This is a genomic window from Acidovorax sp. NCPPB 3576 (assembly GCF_028473605.1).
Taxonomy (GTDB): domain Bacteria; phylum Pseudomonadota; class Gammaproteobacteria; order Burkholderiales; family Burkholderiaceae_C; genus Paracidovorax.
Genome location: NZ_CP097267.1, coordinates 1,066,967 through 1,085,655, shown reverse-complemented (window position 1 = coordinate 1,085,655; position 18,689 = coordinate 1,066,967). Strand labels below are relative to the sequence as shown.

17 protein-coding genes are annotated in these 18,689 nt (G+C 69.2%); 5 read left to right on the top strand and 12 right to left on the bottom strand.

All coding sequences use genetic code 11. The annotated features are described in order from the left end of the window. Positions 1-201: 201 nt before the first annotated feature. Positions 202-1,365, top strand: coding sequence for a S1C family serine protease (locus tag M5C98_RS05085; protein WP_272551373.1), 1,164 nt, complete (start codon positions 202-204; stop codon positions 1,363-1,365). 285 nt (positions 1,366-1,650) lie between these two features. Here M5C98_RS05085 and tatC read toward each other — a convergent pair whose 3' ends face one another. The 11 genes from tatC to M5C98_RS05030 form a co-directional block, all read right to left on the bottom strand. Further along, complete coding sequence (gene tatC, locus M5C98_RS05080; RefSeq protein WP_272551372.1) at positions 1,651-2,442, bottom strand: twin-arginine translocase subunit TatC; 792 nt, start codon at positions 2,440-2,442, stop codon at positions 1,651-1,653. Between the two features lie 57 nt (positions 2,443-2,499). Then, positions 2,500-2,994, bottom strand: coding sequence for a Sec-independent protein translocase protein TatB (gene tatB, locus M5C98_RS05075; protein WP_272551371.1), 495 nt, complete (start codon positions 2,992-2,994; stop codon positions 2,500-2,502). 23 nt (positions 2,995-3,017) lie between these two features. Then, positions 3,018-3,266: a Sec-independent protein translocase subunit TatA gene (gene tatA / locus M5C98_RS05070; RefSeq protein WP_272551370.1), complete on the bottom strand. Its 249-nt coding sequence runs from the start codon at positions 3,264-3,266 to the stop codon at positions 3,018-3,020. Between the two features lie 105 nt (positions 3,267-3,371). Continuing rightward, a complete protein-coding gene (locus M5C98_RS05065) occupies positions 3,372-3,731 on the bottom strand; it encodes a histidine triad nucleotide-binding protein (protein WP_272551369.1) in 360 nt (119 codons plus the stop codon). A gap of 44 nt (positions 3,732-3,775) precedes the next feature. Further along, entirely contained in the window at positions 3,776-4,810 is a 1,035-nt protein-coding gene (locus M5C98_RS05060) for a patatin-like phospholipase family protein (protein ID WP_272551368.1), read from the bottom strand. Next, a complete protein-coding gene (locus M5C98_RS05055) occupies positions 4,803-5,186 on the bottom strand; it encodes a DUF4870 family protein (protein ID WP_272551366.1) in 384 nt (127 codons plus the stop codon). Before M5C98_RS05055 ends, M5C98_RS05060 begins: the two co-directional genes overlap by 8 nt. Further along, a complete protein-coding gene (locus M5C98_RS05050) occupies positions 5,183-5,599 on the bottom strand; it encodes a phosphoribosyl-ATP diphosphatase (RefSeq protein ID WP_272551365.1) in 417 nt (138 codons plus the stop codon). Before M5C98_RS05050 ends, M5C98_RS05055 begins: the two co-directional genes overlap by 4 nt. Before the next feature lie 11 nt (positions 5,600-5,610). Then, positions 5,611-6,000: a phosphoribosyl-AMP cyclohydrolase gene (gene hisI, locus M5C98_RS05045; protein WP_272551363.1), complete on the bottom strand. Its 390-nt coding sequence runs from the start codon at positions 5,998-6,000 to the stop codon at positions 5,611-5,613. A 120-nt stretch (positions 6,001-6,120) separates the two neighbouring features. After that, positions 6,121-6,717, bottom strand: a complete 597-nt coding sequence (locus tag M5C98_RS05040) for a hypothetical protein (RefSeq protein ID WP_272551362.1) — start codon at positions 6,715-6,717, stop codon at positions 6,121-6,123. 2 nt (positions 6,718-6,719) lie between these two features. After that, the gene (gene hisF, locus M5C98_RS05035; RefSeq protein ID WP_272551361.1) at positions 6,720-7,499 is read right to left on the bottom strand and encodes an imidazole glycerol phosphate synthase subunit HisF; all 780 of its coding nucleotides are present in this window, start codon (positions 7,497-7,499) and stop codon (positions 6,720-6,722) included. 55 nt (positions 7,500-7,554) lie between these two features. Next, a complete protein-coding gene (locus M5C98_RS05030) occupies positions 7,555-8,430 on the bottom strand; it encodes a D-hexose-6-phosphate mutarotase (protein WP_272551360.1) in 876 nt (291 codons plus the stop codon). A 152-nt stretch (positions 8,431-8,582) separates the two neighbouring features. Here M5C98_RS05030 and M5C98_RS05025 point away from each other — a divergent pair, with 152 nt between their 5' ends. Continuing rightward, positions 8,583-9,911: a dicarboxylate/amino acid:cation symporter gene (locus tag M5C98_RS05025; protein WP_272551359.1), complete on the top strand. Its 1,329-nt coding sequence runs from the start codon at positions 8,583-8,585 to the stop codon at positions 9,909-9,911. Between the two features lie 12 nt (positions 9,912-9,923). On the opposite strand, the gene galE is transcribed toward M5C98_RS05025, so the two are convergent. Further along, positions 9,924-10,931: a UDP-glucose 4-epimerase GalE gene (gene galE, locus M5C98_RS05020; RefSeq protein WP_272551358.1), complete on the bottom strand. Its 1,008-nt coding sequence runs from the start codon at positions 10,929-10,931 to the stop codon at positions 9,924-9,926. A gap of 363 nt (positions 10,932-11,294) precedes the next feature. Between galE and M5C98_RS05015 the strand changes: the two genes are divergently transcribed. Genes M5C98_RS05015 through M5C98_RS05005 form a run of 3 tightly spaced genes read left to right on the top strand, consistent with a single transcriptional unit; the run spans position 11,295 to position 18,686 of the window. Continuing rightward, positions 11,295-14,153 carry a bifunctional glycoside hydrolase 114/ polysaccharide deacetylase family protein gene (locus tag M5C98_RS05015; RefSeq protein WP_272551356.1) on the top strand — a complete coding sequence of 953 codons (2,859 nt, stop codon included), beginning with the start codon at positions 11,295-11,297 and terminating at the stop codon, positions 14,151-14,153. Beyond that, on the top strand, positions 14,113-18,111 hold the full coding sequence (locus M5C98_RS05010; RefSeq protein WP_272551355.1) for a tetratricopeptide repeat protein: 3,999 nt from the start codon (positions 14,113-14,115) through the stop codon (positions 18,109-18,111). The genes M5C98_RS05015 and M5C98_RS05010 overlap by 41 nt, the downstream gene beginning before the upstream one ends. Before the next feature lie 23 nt (positions 18,112-18,134). Then, entirely contained in the window at positions 18,135-18,686 is a 552-nt protein-coding gene (locus M5C98_RS05005; RefSeq protein ID WP_272551353.1) for a penicillin-binding protein activator LpoB, read from the top strand. Positions 18,687-18,689 lie beyond the last annotated feature (3 nt).

The window sequence follows — 18,689 nt, the reverse complement described above, 5'->3', positions numbered from 1 at the left end:
CGGCGGGGCCGGTGGGCCGGGCCGCGCAGGGAGAACGGGACGGGGGTTGGCAGTGGCAGTCGCTGCGGCATTTTAAGGGTTTGCCCTGAGCGGCCCGCCTGCGGGGCTGACCCCGGGCTGACGGCCCACCGGCCTTGTTCGCCCCAGGTCCAGCCCAAACTGGCGACAATCGCCCTTCCCCGGTTTTCATCACTGCCCACCATGAAGCGCTTTTGGCTGCTGTTTTCCCAGACCGTGACGGTGCTCGTCGCGGGCTACTTCGTCGTCGCCACCCTCCAGCCGGACTGGCTGCGGCGCGGCGCGACGCGCAGCGGTGCGGGGGTGTCGCTGATCGAGGCGCCCAGCACCCCGGCGGTTCCCCCCGCCCCTGGCAGCTTCGCCGCCGCGGCGCGCAAGGCGGCGCCGGCGGTGGTCAGCATCAACACCAGCAAGGCCGTGCGCCACCCGCGCAGCAACGACCCGTGGTTCCAGTTCTTCTTCGGCGACCAGGGCACGCAGCAGGCGCAGACCGGCCTGGGCAGCGGCGTGATCATCAGCCCGGACGGCTACATCCTGACCAACAACCACGTGGTCGAGGGCGCGGACGAGATCGAGGTCACGCTGACCGACAGCCGCCGCACGCGCGCCACCGTGATCGGAACCGACCCGGACACCGACCTGGCCATCCTGAAGGTACAGCTGGACAAGCTGCCGGTCATCGTGCTGGGCAACTCCGACCAGCTCGCCGTGGGCGACCATGTGCTGGCCATCGGCAACCCGTTCGGCGTGGGGCAGACGGTCACCAGCGGCATCGTGAGCGCGCTGGGCCGCAGCCAGCTGGGCATCAACACGTTCGAGAACTTCATCCAGACCGACGCGGCCATCAATCCGGGCAATTCGGGCGGCGCGCTGGTGGACGTGAACGGCAACCTGATGGGCATCAACACCGCCATCTACTCGCGCTCGGGCGGCAGCATGGGCATCGGCTTCGCCATTCCCGTGTCCACCGCCAAGCTGGTGCTGGACGGCATCGTGAAGGACGGACAGGTCACGCGCGGCTGGATCGGCGTGGAGCCGAACGAGCTGTCGCCCGAACTGGCGCAGACCTTCGGCGTGAAGGCCTCCGAGGGCGTGATCATCACCGGCGTGCTGCAGGACGGCCCCGCCGCCCGCGCCGGCATGCGCCCGGGCGACGTGATCGTGCAGGTGGAAGACAAGCCGACCGCCAGCGTCTCCGCCCTGCTCACCGCGGTGGCCTCGCTCAAGCCCGGCGCGCCGGCCACGTTCCAGCTGCAGCGCGGGGATTCGCGGGTGGAGCTGGAAGTGGTGCCCGGCACGCGGCCCCGGCCGCAGCGGGCGCAGCAGGTGCCGCAGCAGCAGCGCTGAGGAGGCGCTGTCCCGCGATGCTTCGCGGGACGATGGGAATGGATGGGGCGGTGCACGAGCCCTGCGGGTGGCCCGTGCGTGGCGCCGTGGTCCAGAGGGCCTTGCGGGCGATGCGGAATGCCCGGCGAGGATCAGGCCATGGGGTGCTCTGCAGGCAACCCCTGGCGCGGCATCAGCGCCGAGATGAAGAACCGATCACCACCCCGGTCCCGGTGCAGCCGGACCCGGCGGAGAAGGCCAAGGCACGCCGCGCCGGAGTGCCAAGCCCCGCCGGCCCCGATCCGATCAGGTGGGTTCCTGCGCCTGTTCGTCCTCGGGCGACTTGGTATGGCGGATGAAGATCTGCGCGGCCCAGATGCCCAGCTCATACAGCAGGCACATCGGCACGGCCAGCGCCAATTGGGACACCACGTCGGGCGGGGTGACCACGGCGGCGATGATGAAGGCCAGCACGATGAAATAGCCGCGAAAGCCCTTGAGCTTTTCCACGCTCACGATGCCCATGCGGGCCAGCACGATCACGACGATCGGCACCTCGAACGACAGGCCGAACGCGAGGAACATGGTGAGCACGAAGCTCAGGTACGCCTCGATGTCAGGCGCGGCGGTGATGCTCTTGGGCGCGAAGCTCTGGATGAAGGCGAACACCTGCCCGAACACGAAGAAGTAGCAGAACGCCACGCCCACCAGGAACAGCAGCGTGCTGGACACCACCAGCGGCAGCACCAGCTTCTTCTCGTGCGAATACAGGCCCGGCGCCACGAAGGCCCACACCTGCCACAGCACCACGGGCAGCGCCACCAGGAAGGCGGACATCAGCAAGATCTTGAGCGGCACCATGAACGGCGAGATCACCGAGGTGGCGATCAGCGTGGCCCCCTTGGGCAGGTGCGCCACCAGGGGCGCGGCCAGCAGGTCGTAGAGCGCGCCCGGACCGGGGTAGAAAAACAGGATGCCTGCGACGACGCCGATGGCGATCAGCGCCTTGACGAGCCGGTCGCGCAGCTCCATGAGGTGCTGCACGAACGGCTGCTCGGTGCCGGCCAGCTCGTCTTCTTTAGTGGGGATTTCGGACATGGTGCAGGAGGGGCGGGCATTGCACCCGCGCGGGTGGCTGCGCGGGGTGCGCAGCCATCAATGGAATTTCTGGGGCCGAAAGCGGGCCACGCGCGCCGCGCCCGACAGGGCCTTGGTGCGCACGCCGCTGCGGGCTTTGTACCACTGCGGCGTGGCGCCCCGCTTGAGGCGCCAGTTCTTGCCGGGGTGCTTGTACGCGGGCACCACGCTGGCGTCGCCGGCCGCGTCGTACGATACACCGGCGGGGTCGGTGCCCGTGCCGGACGCGGTGCCGGAAAAGTCGTTGTTCCAGTCTTTCTCGAAGTCGCTGGCGCTGGTGTGGATGGTCTGGTGCACGTCGCGTGCGGCCCCTTCCATCGTTTCCTTCATCTTGCGCAGCTCGTCCAGTTCCATGGAACGGTTGACCTCGGACTTCACGTCGGCCACGTAGCGCTGCGCCTTGCCCAGCAGCGTGCCGACGGTGCGCGCCACGCGCGGCAGCTTTTCGGGTCCGATGACGATCAGCGCCACGGCGCCGATCAGCATCATTTTGGACAGGCCAATGTCGATCATGGAGGAAGTGCCGGCCGGCGGGCTCAGCTCTTGTGCTTGGCTTCGACGTCGATGGTGGTGCCCTTGGGGTCAACGGCGGTGTTGTTGACGACCTGGCCTGCGGGGGGCGTGGCCGGGGGCACGTCGCTCGCGGAGCCGTCCTTCATGCCGTCCTTGAAGCCCTTGACGGCGCCGCCCAGGTCGGAACCCATGTTCTTGAGCTTTTTCGTGCCGAACACCATCACCACGATCAGCAGCACGATCAGCCAGTGCCAGATGGAAAACGAACCCATGTCAATCTCCTAACGAATACGGACCATTCTAGACCCGCCGCATGACGGGGAAGTTCATACCCCTGCGGCGCCCGGGCTGCACAGCCCTTCCCGGCCGCCGCCGGTTCAGCCTTTGAGCCAGGGCCGCGGGCCGCCCATCACGTGAACGTGCAGGTGGTGCACTTCCTGGCCACCTTCCACTCCCGTGTTCACCACGATGCGGAAACCGCCTTCGGGATAGGGATTGCAGCCCTGCTCCAGCGCCAGCCGGGGTGCCAGCGCCATCATGCGGCCCAGCACGCCGGCATGGGCTTCGGTCACGCCGGCCATGGAATGCACGTGCTCCTTGGGCACCATCAAAAAATGCACGGGCGCCCAGGGGTGGATGTCATGGAAGGCGAAGATGTCTTCGTCCTCGTACACCTTCCTGGAGGGAATCTGGCCCGCGATGATCTTGCAGAAAAGGCAGTTCGGATCGTGCTGCATGGTGGGGTCGAAAAAAGAGGAATCGTTGCCGGGGCGGCCCGGGGTCAGGCATTGTCGGCGAGGTTCACCGTGGGCCGCACCCCGACGTCGGCCTGGTGCGTCTTGATCCACTGCTGCCCCGCGGTGCGGCCCAGCTCGAACAACTGGCGGATGAACGACAGGTCCGCGCGCGTCTTGCTGGACGAGCCGAACCCCGCCAGCAGCGAGCCGCCGTCGATGCGGTGCATGCGCACGCTCTTGTAGCGCTCGGCATCCAGCTTGCCCTCGGCCAGCAGGCGCCGCACGAACTCGATGGCGCGCATCTCCGCCAGCAGGCTGGCGTTGAAGGTGACCTCGTTCATGCGCTCCATGATCTCGGAGGCGGTGTCGGGCACCTCGGCGTGCTCGATGGGGTTGATCTGCACCAGCAGGATGTCGCTGCATTCGGTGCTGTAGATCAGTGGATGCAGGGCCGGGTTGCCGGAGTAGCCGCCGTCCCAGTAATGCTGGTCGCCGATCTGCACGGCCTTGAACATCAGCGGCAGGCAGGCCGAGGCCATGACGGCGTCGGCGCTCAGGGTCTTGCCGGAGAAGATCTCGCCGCGCCCGGTGCGCACGTTGGTGGCGCAGACAAAGACGCGGGGGTGGCGGGCGGCGCTCAGCACGTCGAAGTCCACCTCGCGCTCCAGCAGCCGGCGCAGCGGGTTGATGTCCAGCGGGTTCGTCTGGTAGGGCGAGAGCCACTGCGACATCATGCCCATGAAGGGGCTGGAGGCCAGTGGCACACCCCACAGCAGGCTGCCCATGGTGCCCACGCCCTCCCACAGCCGCTTGAGCGTGGCCCGGGCCTCCTCGCAGCCGGCGCGGTGCACCGCGTCGGCGCTGCCGTGCCGATGCGCCTTGGCGGCCTGCGCGAAGCCATGGGCCAGGGCCACGGCGTTCATGGCGCCGGCGCTCGTGCCGCTGATGCCGTCGAGCGTGAAGCGCCCGTCTTCCAGCAGCGCATCGAGCACGCCCCAGGTCAGCGCGCCGTGCGAGCCCCCGCCCTGCAGCGCGAGGTTGAGCCGCCGCGGCGCCTTGGGGGCTGCCGCCTCAGGCATCGACCGCCTGGCCCTTGTTCATCGCCACCATGCCGCGCACGATGCGATACAGGAACCAGATGGAGATCAGGCCCCAGGCGATCCAGCCCGGCGCGATGAACAGCAGCCACAGCGGCGCGGTCACCACGTAGAGCACGCCGGCCCACAGCACGGTGCGGATGCGGTAAGAGAAATGGCTGGCCTGCCAGGTGCCTTCGGCATCGCTTTTCTTGACCAGGTCGATGACCAGCGCGATGACCAGCAGCAAGGCCCCCGGCTGCGCGCCCGGGATCACGGCGCCCACGGCGACGATCAAGTGCAGGAGGTAGCTGATCCACCCCACGGTCTTGAGCGATTCGGCCCGCTCGTTCGGTTCCACGTCGATGATGTCGCTCACGGGGTCGCTCCTTCGTCGTTGGCGCGGGCCAGGGCCTTGCGCAGGGATTTTTCCTCGATGCCGCTGGTGCCCTCGCGGCGCTCCAGTTCGGCCACCACGTCGGCCGGGGTCAGGCCGTAGTGCGCGAGGGCGATCATGGAATGAAACCACAGGTCGGCCACTTCGTACACCAGCTTGGACGGGTCGGCGCCGTGGTCCACGTCCTTGGCGGCCATGACGACCTCGGTGGCTTCCTCGCCGATCTTCTTGAGGAAGGCGTCCGGGCCCTTGTGCAGCAGCCGAGCCACATAGCTCTTGTCCGCATCGCCGCCATGGGCGGGCTTGCGGCTTTCGATCACGGCGGCCAGGCGCGCGAGCGCGTCTTCGGACGGGCGGGCCTGCGGGGCCGGGGCGTCGGTGAGGGGGATGGTCATGGGCATTGCCGTTATTTGTAGATGGACTCGGGGTCTTTCAAGACCGGATCGACCGCCTGCCACGCGCCGTCCTTGAGCACGCTGAAAAAGCAGCTGTGGCGGCCGGTGTGGCAGGCGATGCCCGGCTCATGGCCGAGCTGGGTCACCTTGAGCAGCACCACGTCGTTGTCGCAGTCCAGGCGGATCTCGTGCACCGTCTGCACATGGCCCGATTCCTCGCCCTTGAACCACAGCTTGCCGCGCGAGCGGCTGAAATACACCGCGCGCCCCAGTTCGGCGGTCTTGGCCAGGGCCTCGCGGTCCATCCACGCGAACATGAGCACATCGCCCGTGGCCGCCTCCTGCGCGATGGCGGGCACCAGGCCCTGCGCATCCCATTTCACTTCGTCGAGCCAGTTCATGGATTCATTTCCGGTCGTTCGCTGCATTGCAAAAATGCGTGATTGCTACTAATTTAATAGCAATACGCCCTAGTGTTGATTGCGGTGGAGGCCATTTTCGTTCATAGCCCCATTGCCGCGTCATTTCACCGACAGCAAGACCCACTTGCGGTCCCAGTTCGCGCGGCCCAGGTACTTGATGGCGAAGGCATAGCGGCCGGGCGGCAGGGTGTCCTGCGTGAGCGTTTCCTGCTGCACCACGGCCGGGCGGCCGCCGATGCGCACGTCGGGGCTGGCGACGTGCTCGGTTTCGCTGTCCAGGTCCTGGCCATCGAGGGCGTACACGGTCACGTCGGCCTCTTCGCGGGGCTCGCCCACGTAGGCCCGGCCGAAATCGTTGGCGAAGGTCTTCACATCGAGCGCTTCGGCGCTGCCGAGCGGGCGGCGCACGGTCCAGTACACATCGCGCACGCCGCCGTTGAGCGCACGCAGCTGCGCCCGAAGGCGCTCGAATTCCTCGCGCGTGGCGATCACCTCCACCGGCTGGCCGCCGATGGTGGCGCCGAAGCAGCGGCCGATGCGGTCGGCGCACGGAGCGCGGTCGAAGTAGCCCGATGCATACGCCGGGGGCGGCGTGGCGCCGCCGCTGCGCGGCACCTGCGCGCAGCCGGCCAGCACGGCGACCACCATGCCGGCCAGGCACGCTGCGGCACCGGCACGAAACAGAGCGCGGCGCACCCTCACAGCCGCACCGGAATGCCCCGCTCGGCCATGCGCGCTTTCGCCTGGCCGACGGTGTATTCGCCGTAGTGGAAGATGCTGGCGGCCAGCACGGCATCCGCCCCGCCCTGCTGCACGCCGTCGGCCAGGTGGTCGAGGTTGCCCACGCCGCCCGAGGCGATCACCGGCACGCTGACCGCGTCGCTCACGGCGCGGGTGAGCTGCAGGTCGAAGCCGGACTTGGTGCCGTCGCGGTCCATGCTGGTGAGCAGGATCTCGCCCGCGCCGCGCCGCGCCATCTCGGTGGCCCATTGCAGGACGTCCAGCCCGGTGTTCTTGCGCCCGCCGTGGCTGTACACGTCCCAGCCCTCGCCGCGCGCCTGCAGGTCCTCGCCCTGGCGGCGCTTGGCATCGATGGCCACGACGATGCATTGCGCGCCGTACTTGGCCGAGGCCGCGCTGATGACGTCCGGGTTGGCGATGGCGGCGGAGTTGAAGCTGGTCTTGTCGGCGCCCGCGTTCAGCAGGCGGCGCACGTCTTCCACCGTGCGCACGCCCCCGCCCACGGTCAGCGGAATGAAGACCTGGCTGGCCACGGCTTCGATGATGTGCAGGATGAGGTCGCGCCCGTCGCTGGTGGCGGTGATGTCCAGGAAGGTCAGCTCGTCGGCGCCCTGGCCGTTGTAGCGCGCGGCGATCTCGACCGGGTCGCCCGCGTCGCGCAGTTCAAGGAAGTTGACGCCCTTGACCACGCGACCGCCGGTCACGTCGAGGCAGGGAATGATGCGTTTGGCAAGCATGGAGATTCCGAAAAAAGAAACGGTTGAGGGTGCGGTTCAGGCAGTGCCGGGCAGTTCAGCCGGCCCCCAGGCGCTGCCAGCCCGACCAGCCGGCGCCGGGCGCCAGGTGCACGGGGTGGTCGATGCAGGCGGCTTCCACGCACACCATGTGCCGGTAGCCGTCGGGGGGCAGGTCGGCCAGCTTCGCGCACAGGGCGGCGCCGGGGTTCCAGACCACCGTGTTGCCCCAGGACGGGCTTTGCGCGAGGGTCAGCGCGTGGTCGCCCGCGTGCAGCCGCAGCGGCGCGGGCGCGGCCGAGAAGATGCAGTCGTATTCGCCGTCGAACGCCACGGGGCCCTGCTGCACCGAATGCACGTCGGCCACCGAATCCCAGCGGGCGCAGCCGTCGAGCCCCTCCACGCGGGTGGCGGCGATGTCGCTCACGCGGTAGTAGCCGTGCAGCGCGGCGGTGAAATCCCACGCCGTGGTGCCGGTGTTGCGCACCGACAGGTCGAGCAAAAGGTGTTCGGCGGACAGCTCCACCGTGAGGCGCGCCGCGAACCCGTGGGGCCACCAGGCCCGCGTCTCGGGCGTGTCGTCCAGCGCGAACACGGCGCGGGCCGCCTCGGCACCGCCCTCGCCTGCGCCGCTGCGGCGCTCCACCCGCCAGGGCAAGGTGCGCGCAAAGCCATGCTTGGCCAGCGGGCCGCGCTGGTTGAACTGGGGAAAGCAAACGGGAACGCCCCCGCGGATCGGCGAGTGGCCGTCCAGGGCGGCGCGCGGGCTCAGGAAGAACCGCTCGTCGCCGCCCGGGCCTGTCCAGGACAGCACCTGGGCGCCCTGCAGCGCCACGGTGGCGGTCTCGCCCGTCGGCAGCGCCAGCTGCAGCGCGGGCAGGCCATGGAAGGTCACGGAGCGCGCGGAGGGCGGCACGGGCGGGGTGGCGGTCATCCGGCGATTGTAGGAGCCCGCCATGCGCTGGGCGGGGCCGCGGGGCAGGTGGCAGGGCGCCGGCCCACATGCAGCACAATCGCGGGTTTTTCCCCAAATCGGTGCATCGCCGAGTCCCCGTTTCGGGGCACACCGGCCGCGCCCTGTCACCCATGCAGCCCAAGAAAAGAAAGCTCCCGCCCGCGGTCGGCATCCTCGTCGCGATGGCGCTCGGCATCGTGATCGGCCACCTGATCCACACCAACGTGCTCCAGCCGGAGGAGGCCACGCGCATCGCGGGCTACATCTCCATCGCCTCGGACGTGTTCCTGCGCCTCATCAAGATGCTGATCGCGCCGCTGGTGTTCTCCACGCTGGTGGTGGGCATCGCCCACATGGGCGATGCGTCGTCGGTGGGCCGGGTGTTCGCCAAGGCCATGGGGTGGTTCCTCACGGCGTCGCTGGTGTCGCTGCTGCTGGGCCTGGTGCTGGCGAACGTGCTGCAGCCGGGCGCCAGCATGGGGCTGGCGCTGCCGGATGCGGGGCAGTCCGCGCACCTGGCGACGTCCAAGTTCACGCTCAAGGACTTCGTGAACCACCTGGTGCCGCGCTCGTTCGTGGAGGCCATGGCCAACAACGAGATCCTGCAGATCGTGGTGTTCTCGATGTTCTTCGGCATCGCCCTGGCGGCGCTGGGCGAAAAGGCCCGCACGCTGGTGCGCGGCATCGAGGAGCTGTCGCACGTGATGCTCAAGATCACCGGCTACGTGATGAAGTTCGCCCCCGTGGCAGTGCTGGCGGCCATGGCCGCCACCGTGGCGGTGAACGGCCTGGGCATCCTGCTGAAGTTCGCGGTCTTCATGGTGGACTTCTACCTGGCGCTGTTCGTCCTGTGGGCCTTGCTGATCCTGGCCGGCTACCTGGCCCTGGGCAAGCGCATCGTGGTGCTGCTGCGCAACATCCGCGAGGCGTTCCTGCTGTCGTTCGCCACGGCCAGCTCCGAGGCGGCCTACCCCAAGCTGCTGGACGCGCTGGACCGGTTCGGCGTGAAGCGCCGCATCTCCAGCTTCGTGATGCCGATGGGCTACTCGTTCAACCTCGACGGCTCGATGATCTATTGCACGTTCGCCACGCTGTTCATCGCGCAGGCCTACGGCATCCACCTGCCGCTGGAGACGCAGGTGACCATGCTGCTGATCCTGATGCTGACCTCCAAGGGCATGGCGGGCGTGCCGCGCGCCTCGCTGGTGGTGATCGCCGCCACGCTCAACCACTTCAACATTCCCGAGGCCGGCCTGCTGCTGATCCTCGGGGTGGACACCTTCCTCGACATGGGCCGCTCGGCGACCAACGCGGTGGGCAACTCGATCGCCGCGGCGGTGGTGGCCAAGTGGGAAGGCGCCCTGCTGTCCGAGGAAGAAGCGGCCGTGCACGCCGCCACGCTGGACACCGAGCCCGATGCGCCGCGCGGCGACGGCGCCCCTGCGCAGGCGCCTGCCTGAGCCCGCGGCGCGTCAGAGCGTGCGCGCCGCCCCGTCCTGCCAGCGCCAGGCGTCGGCGCACATGCGATCGAGGCCGTGGTGGGCCTTCCAGCCCAGCAGCCGCTCGGCCAGGGCCGGGTCGGCCCAGCACTGGGCCACGTCGCCCGGCCGGCGCGCCACCACGCGGTAGGGCACCGGGCGGCCGCTCGCGCGCTCGAAGCCGCGCACCATCTCCAGCACGGACACGGGCCGGCCCGTCCCCAGGTTCACGGTGAGCAGGCCGGGGTGCTCGCGCAGGTAGCGCAGCGCCGCCACGTGGCCGTCGGCCAGGTCGCACACGTGGATGTAGTCGCGCACGCCCGTGCCGTCGGGGGTGGGGTAGTCGTCGCCATAGACGCTCAGGCTCTCGCGCAGGCCGACGGCGACCTGGGCGACGTAGGGCAGCAGGTTGTTGGGCACGTCCTGCGGGTCTTCGCCGATCAGGCCGCTTTCATGGGCGCCCACGGGGTTGAAGTAGCGCAGCCGCGCGATGCGCCACTGGCCGGGCTCGGCCGTGTCCACGTCGGCCAGGACCTGCTCCATCATGAGCTTGGTCCAGCCGTAGGGGTTGGTGGCCGACAGCGGGAAATCCTCGCGGATCGGCACCGAGGCGGGTTCGCCGTACACCGTGGCCGACGAGGAGAACACCAGCGACCGCACCCCCGCCTTCTGCATGGCCCGCAGCAGCACCACGGTGCCGGCCACGTTGTTGTCGTAGTAGGCGAGTGGCTGGCGCACCGACTCGCCCACCGCCTTGAGCGCCGCGAAATGCACCACCGCCTCGATGGGGTGCTCGGCAAAGAGGCGCGCCAGCAGGGCCTCGTCGCGCACGTCGCCCTCGATGCATTCGGGCGCCTTGCCCGTGATGCGGGCCAGGCGGTCCAGCACGGAGCGGCGGCTGTTGCCGAAGTTGTCCAGGATGAGATAGGGAATGCCGGCGGCTGCCAGCGCGACGCAAGTGTGGGAGCCGATGAAACCGGCCCCGCCTGTGACGAGGATCACGAAATTTCTCCTTTTTGAAACCGAACGCCTCCGCCCTGCGTACACGTCCCGTGCGCGCTCGGGAGCGGCCCATTTCCGGACAACATAAACACGGCGACACGTCAACCCTGGGACGCCGAACCTTCCTGATATTTAACTCCGGGACCGCCTTCGTTGTGGAATGAGGGCATATGAAAGCTATTGTGTCGATTGTTTTTATTAATACGGAGGTGTATCCACCTCCCTTTTCCACGCCAATGTGTCTATAAGTAGCAGCATTCACCACGGAAGAACCACAGCTTCCACGGTTGCAGACCCAGTGATCCGAAAGAGATTTCCTGCTCCCGAACCGTTTCATCTTTTGCAATCCCACCGTTGACTGCCGTGCAACTCACGTTACGACTGTTGTTTTTGAGCCTATTTCTGGCGCTACCGGCCTGGGTGTCGGCGGCTGCGCCAGCCGTGGCCTTGCACTACGGCCCGGCGGCCCCGCTGTCGGAACTGAAAGTGTTCGACATCGTGGTGGTCGAACCCGGCCATGGCCAGGACCCGGTGGCCTACCGCCAAAGCGGCAGCGAGCTGTATGCCTACGTCTCGGTGGCGGAGGTGCAGTCGTCACGGCCCTACTACGGCGACATCCCCGCGGCGTGGAAGCTGGCCCGCAACGGCGCCTGGAATTCCGAGGTGATCGACCAGACGCCGGCCGACTGGCCCGAGTTCTTCGCCTCCCGCGTGGTGGGCCCGCTGTGGCAAAGCGGCTACCGCGGCTTTTTCCTCGACACGCTCGACTCGTACCGGCTCGCCAACCAGTTCGACGAGGCGGCGCAGCAGGCCGGCATCGTGCGCGTGATCGAGTTGCTGCACCAGCGCTTTCCCGGCATCCGGCTCATCCTGAACCGCGGGTTCGAGGTCGTTCCCCGGGTCAAGGACAAGATCCAGATGGTGGCGGCCGAGTCGCTATACCAGGGCTGGAACGCCGGGGCCCAGCGCTACGAACCCGTCAAGGCGGAAGACCGCGAATGGCTGCTGGGCCAGTTGCGCACGATCCGCGAGCGCGACGGCCTGCCGGTGCTGGCCATCGACTACGTGCCGCCCGCGGACCGCGAGCTGACGCGCGCCACGGCGCAGAAGATCAAGGACCTGGGCTTCATCCCTTGGGTGACGGACAGCCAGGTGCACACCGTCGGCATCGGCAGCATCGAGGTGGTGCCGCGGCGGGTGCTGGTGGTCTATTACGGCGGCGAAAGCCCGGCGCTGAACTACGCCGCGGCCCATCGCTTCCTGCAGATGCCGCTCAACCACATGGGCTACGTGGTGGACTATGCCGACGTGCGCAACGAACTGCCCGCAGGCGTGTACCAGGACCGCTACGCGGGCATCGTGACCTGGTTTTCCGGCTTCCTGCCCGAGACCCGCACCAAGGCGATGAACCAGTGGCTGCAGGCCCGGCTCGCTGAGCGCACGCCCCTGGCGGTGTTCGGCAACTTCGGCTTCGCGCTGGACCGCCAGCTCAACGAAAAACTGGGCATCCAGGGAAATGCCATGCCGCCGCGCGGCACGCAGAAATCCGTGGTCCAGGACCCGATGATGGGCTTCGAGATGGCGGTGGAGCCGGCGGCCCGGGCGCAGTTCGAGCCCGTCATGCGCAACGGCGTGCCGGTGCAGGCGGGCCGCTCCCTGGTGGAGTTCAAGGACCAGCGCGGCCAGTCCTTCGTGGGCGGCGCGATCATGCCCTGGGGCGGCTTCGTGGTGGACCCCTTCGTGGTGGTGGAGGTGCCGGGCACCGACTATGCGCGCTGGGTGGTGGACCCCTTCGCCTTCCTCACGCAGGCGCTGCGCCTGCCGCCCATTCCCGTGCCGGACGTCACCACCGAGAACGGCCGCCGCCTGATGTTCTCGCACGTGGACGGCGACGGCTTCCCGTCCCTGGCCGAACTGCCGGGCAGCCCCAACGCCGGGCTGGTGCTGCTCAAGGAAGTATTCGAGAAATACCGCACCGTGCCGCAGACCATGTCCGTGATCGAGGCCGAGATCGCGCCGCACGGCCTGCACCCGGAGATGAGCAAGGAGCTGGAGGACATCGCGCGGCGCATGTTCCGCCTGCCCCATGTCGAGATCGCCAGCCACACCTACTCGCACCCCTTCCTGTGGGACCGAAGCGTGCGCCACGGGCTGTTCAGCGAGAACTCCGAAGCCGCCATGAGCCTGGAGGTGCCGGGCTACACGATGGACCTGAAGCGCGAGATCGTGGGCTCGACCGAATACATCAACAGCCGCCTCGCGCCACCGGACAAGAAGGTCAAGATCCTGCTGTGGTCCGGCGACACGGCACCGGGCGCCGAGGCGCTGGAGATCACCGAACGCGCGGGCCTGCTCAACATGAACGGCGGCGACACGTCCATCACCCGCACCAACCCCTCGCTCACGGCGGTGGGGGCGCATGGCATCCAGAAGAACGGCTACCTGCAGGTGTACGCCCCCATCACCAACGAGAACATCTACACCAACCTGTGGCGCGGCCCGTACTACGGCTACGAGCAGGTGCTGCAGAGCTTCGAGATGACGGAAACGCCCCGCCGCATCAAGCCCGTGGACATCTACTACCACGTGTATTCCACCACCAAGCGCGCCGGCCTGAACGTGCTGCGCAAGGTGTACGACTGGGCGGTGGCCCAGCCGCTGCACCCGGTGTTCGCCTCGGAGTTCATCCGCAAGGTGCGCGACTTCCACACCTATGCGCTGGCGCGCGACGGCGCAGGCTGGCGCGTGCGCGGCGACGGCGAACTGCGCACGCTGCGCCTGCCCCCGTCCCTCGGCACGCCGCTGGTGCAGGCCAGCCAGGGCGTGGCGGGCTACCGCGCCGGCGCCGAAGGCACCTACGTGCACCTGACCGGCAGCGCGGCGTGGGTGCAGACCCGCGGGGCGGCGGCCGAGGCCGGCGCCGCGGCGCCTGCGGCCACGGCCAGCGCGCCCGCCGTGGTGGCGCAGGGCCCTTACCTGTTCGATGCCAATGGCCGCATCGGCGACTGGAACGTGCGCGACCAGGGCGAGCGCACCGAGTTCACGCTGAAGGCCCACGCCCCGCTCGCATTCAGCGTGGCCGCGGCCGGCAACTGCCAGGTGCGCGCCAACCAGAAACTGCTCACCCCCACGCGGGCGGCCGTCCAGGCCGGCCCGGACGTTCAACAATTCCGGATCGCCGATGCTGCTGCGCAAATCCAGCTCCAGTGCCCAGCCCGCTGAGCGCCCCGTCCTGGCGCCTTCGTGGCTGATCGCCCTGCTGGCCAGCATGGTCGGCGGGGGGCTGTGGCTGCTGTATCCCCGCCAGGATCTGGAGCGGCGCCTCTCCGAAACCACTGACATCGCGCTGTCGGTGGCCTACCTGACCAACCTGCTGCGCAGCGATCCCGACAACCCCCGCCTGCGCCTGCTGCTGGCGCAGCGCCAGATCGCCGTGGGCGAGATGGCGGACGCGCGGGCCACCCTGCAGCCCGCGCTGGACTCCAGCGACCCGGAACTGCACCGTGATGCACTGTGGAGCCTGTGGGACCTTTCGTACGCCGAATACCAGCGCACGCCCGAAAAGGAAACCGAGCGCCGCAAAGCCCAGCGCGAGGGCCTCAAGCGCCAGCTCCAGGCCCTGGCCAGGGAAAAGTGGCCCGCCGACCGCCAGTTGCTGCTGGCCCGCCGCGCGGGCGAAATGGAAGACCGCGCCACCGGCGTCGCCATGAGCCGCCAGCTGGCGCAGGAGGCCAAGGACCCGCGCGAGGCAGCGCGGCTGTACGAGCGGGCCGCCAAGGAAGCGCTGGGCACGGGCGACTATGCGGGCAGCGCCGAGCTGTACATGCTGGCGCGCCAGGTCACGCCCGATGCGGAGCAGGCCAAGGCGTACTACCTGGCCGCCGTGCGCACGCTGCAGTCGGGCAACCAGCCCGTGGCCGCCCTGGCCCTGGCCGAGCGCGAGATCGGCCCCCTGGCCGACGACCCGCAGACGCTGCTCATGATCACCAACCTGGCCCGCGCCGCCGGCAAGCCCGCGGTGGCGGACCACTATGTGCGGCGCCTGCTGCGCATTTCGCTCAGCCCGCCCTGGCCGGCACCGTCGAGCGCCCTGGCCCAGGGCGACGATGCCGAAGCCATGCGGCCCGTGGGCGCCCTGCTGCGCCCCCTGACCCCTGCGGCTGCCGCGCCGCAGCACCGATACGACGACGGCGCTCACCTCATGGTGCCGCCGTGGCTGCGCCTGCAGGCGCCCGACACCGTGCCCGCCGGGCCGTGGCGCCTGCAGCGCATGGCACAGGCGGCCGAAACCCCGCCGGCGACCCCTGCCGCGCGGCCTGCGCCGCGCAACGTGCCACCGCCCGGCCTGCCTTTCGACGACAAGATCTATACGCTGGGCTACGAGGTCTTCCTCGAAAACCGCAAGCTGGACGACGCCTGGGCGCTGGCCAACGCCGCCGTGCAGCAGCAGCCGCAGGACCTGGCGTGGCGCGAACGGCTGGCCCAGGTGTCCGAATGGACGCAGCGCCCCACCCCGGCGCTGGAGAACTGGCTCTTCATCGCCCGGCAGACGCAGAAGGAAGCCGCATGGCAGGCCGTGCTGCGCCTGGCGCCGGGCCAGTTCGACGACAGCGCCCTGGTGCAGGCCCTGCGCCACCAGCTGCGCAGCCGGCCCGACGATTTCAACCTGGTGCGCGCGCTGGTGGATGCCTACGAGCGCATCGGCGAGCCACAGCCCGCCATCGACTATCTGAAGGACCACGCCAAGAGCCCGCAGGCGGTGGAACTGCTGGCCAACCTCGCCGAACGCGCGGGCCAGCCCACGCTCGCGCTCGACAACTGGCGCCGCCTGCTGGCCGACAAGGCGCAGGTGACGCCCGCCCGCGCCATGCGCGCGGCCATTCTCGCCCTCACCCACGGCCGGCCCGACGAAGGCCTGAAGTGGCTGGAGACGGCCCAGCAGCAGCAATTGCCCGCGCAGGACATGGCAACCGACTTCTGGCGGCTCACGGGCCAGTTGGCCGAAAGCCGCGAGCGCAACGACCTGGCCGTGCAGGCCTACCGGCGCCTGGTGGAAACCAAGGGCACGGATGTGTCGGACTTCGACGCCCTGGTGCGCCTGCTCATCACCGACCAGCCGCTGGAAGCCGCGCGGGTGTCCGTGCTGGCCTGGCAGCGGTTCGACGAGCCGCGCTACCTGGTCGAGGCCCTGGCGCTGTATTCCGGCCGCAGCCGGTGGGAGGCGTTCGGCCCCCTGCTCACCCAGCTGGACGCGAGCCCCACGGCGACCCGGCGCTCGCTGGCGCGCTTGTGGCAGATTCCGGAGTTCCTGCGGCTGGCCGGCACCTACTACCAGAACACCGGCAACCTGCCCGAGGCGCGTCGGCACTTCGAAGCCGGCCTGCGGCTGAGCCCCGATTCGTCGGAGATGCGCCAGGCGCTGATGTGGCTGTTCATCGACAGCAACGATGCCGTTTCGCTGCGCACCCTGCTGGCCACGCAGGAGCGCAGCTGGGCACGCGACAGCGATGTGCACGATGCGCTGGCGGCGGCCTACCAGGCCCTGTCGCTGCCGCAGGTGGCGCTGGACCGCTACCTCACGCCGCACCTCAAGGAGCACCAGGAAGACTTCCTGTGGCTCATGAACTACGCCGACGCGCTGGACCAGAACCAGCAGTCCGACCGCTCGTGGCGGCTGCGCCGCGAACTGCTGTCGCGCGAATGGAAGTCGGTGCGCAAGGGCGACGGCGGCGTGCGCCTCACGCCGGCGCAGGCGCGCCAGCGCTGGCTCACCGAAGAAGGCCTGGACCAGACGCGGCGCATCGCCCGCACCCGGCTGTTCCTCACGCAGCGGCCCGGCGACCCCTCGGTCGACGTGCTGCGCGAACTGCTGCGCCTGGACCGCGACGCCCAGGGCGGCATGTCCAACGCGGCGGCCGAGACGGCCATCGGCTGGCTGCAGGACGCCGGCGAATACACGGCCGAGCGCGGCTTCCTGTGGCACCAGTACGCCCGCAGCCGCGGCGTGCGCAGCAACCGCCCGCTGTGGGCCGAGATCACGGTGGCGCTGGCCGAAGACGACAAGGCCGCCACCGGCCAGCTGCTGCAGGAGTTCGACGAACGCCTGCCCCGCTACGACCGCGTGAATGCAGCGCGCGCCGTGGACGACATCCGCCTCGCGCAGACCGCCGCCTTCGACGCCCAGCAGGACCAGCACGACGACCAGCCCTTGCACCTGCAGCTCACCGAAAGCCTGCTGGCCTTCAGCGACCACGCGGGCACCAAGCTGCAGTACCAGCAACTGGGCGGCATGGACGAGAGCGAGGCCGACGCGGTGTTCCACATCGCCATCAGCCCGCGGCTCGCCATGGACGTGAACTTCATCAGCATCCGCCGCCATGCCACCAGCGCGCTCGTGGTGCGCAATCCGCCCGACGAGCGCGCGCTGGACGTGCAGGTGCGCTGGCGCCACCCCGACGGCGAGACGATGTTCCGCGCCGGCCGCCGCGAGAGCTTTCTGGCCTACACGCCGCTGCAGGTCGAGCACGAGCAGCGCATCGACAACCGGCTGACCCTGCGGATGGAGCTCGGCATGCAGCTGCCCAGCCAGGAAAGCCTGGCGCTGCGCATCGCCGGAAGGAAGGACCGCGCCGGCGCCAGCCTGCGCTACCAGGCCACGCGGCAGGACCAGTTCACCCTGGGCTATGCCGACGAGCGCTACACCCTGCAGACCGGTGCCTCGCTGGGCAATGGCCGGCACACCTCGATCAACTACACGCACACCTACCGGCAGGAAACGCCGCTGCTGGAGTTCGGTGCGTTCTGGTCGCACCACGATTTTTCGCGGCGCGACCTCAGCACGCTCGCGCCGCGGGACCTGGAAGTGCGCCGCTACGTGCCGGTGAACGCCGGCCCGCTGGGGCAGGACTTCTTCCTGCCCGAGAGCTTCAGCTTCTACGGCCTGCAGGTGTCCACCAACATGCGCTACGAGCAGGAATACACGCGCGCCCTGCTGCCTTTCGCCACGGCCAGCCGCACCTGGCACAGCGTGCTGGGCCCGGGCTACGAACTGCGCCTGGGCATGGCGGGCAGCGTGCTCGGCGCGGACCACCTGGGCCTGAGCTGGGGCGTGGGCAAATCGGGCCTGCAGCTGCAGGGCCTCACGCGCAGCCTGCTGTTCACCTACCGTCTCCACTTCTGATGTCGTCTTCAAAGGAATCCACCATGCAACACCACCGCACCCTGCTGCAACGCCTGCAAGTCATCGCCGCCGGCGGCGCCCTGCTGCTGCTGGCCGCCTGCTCCACCATCGACCGCGGCGAGCCCCCGGCGCTGGAGCGCAACGCCACCTGGGTGGTGCTGCCGTTCGCCAACCACACCGAGACCCCGCTGGCCGGCAACCGCGCCGAGGCCATCGCGCAGGCCCTGCTGCATGCGCGCGGCGTGGGCCGCATCCAGCGCTACCCCACCAGCACGCAGCAGGAAGCGCTGTTCGATGCGGGCGACGCCAAGCGCCAGCAGGAAGTGCTGGCCTGGGCGCGGGAGCAGCAGGCGAAATACGCGCTCACGGGGGCGGTGGACGAATGGCGCTACAAGGTCGGCGTGGACGGCGAGCCCGCCGCGGGCGTGACGCTGCAGATCATCGATGTGGCCTCCGGCGACACGATCTGGAGCGGCACTGGCGGCAAGAGCGGCTGGAGCCGCGAAGCGCTGTCCGGCGTGGCGCAGAAGCTGATCCGCGACCTGCTGGACTCCGGCCTGTCACGCGCCCGCTGAAGC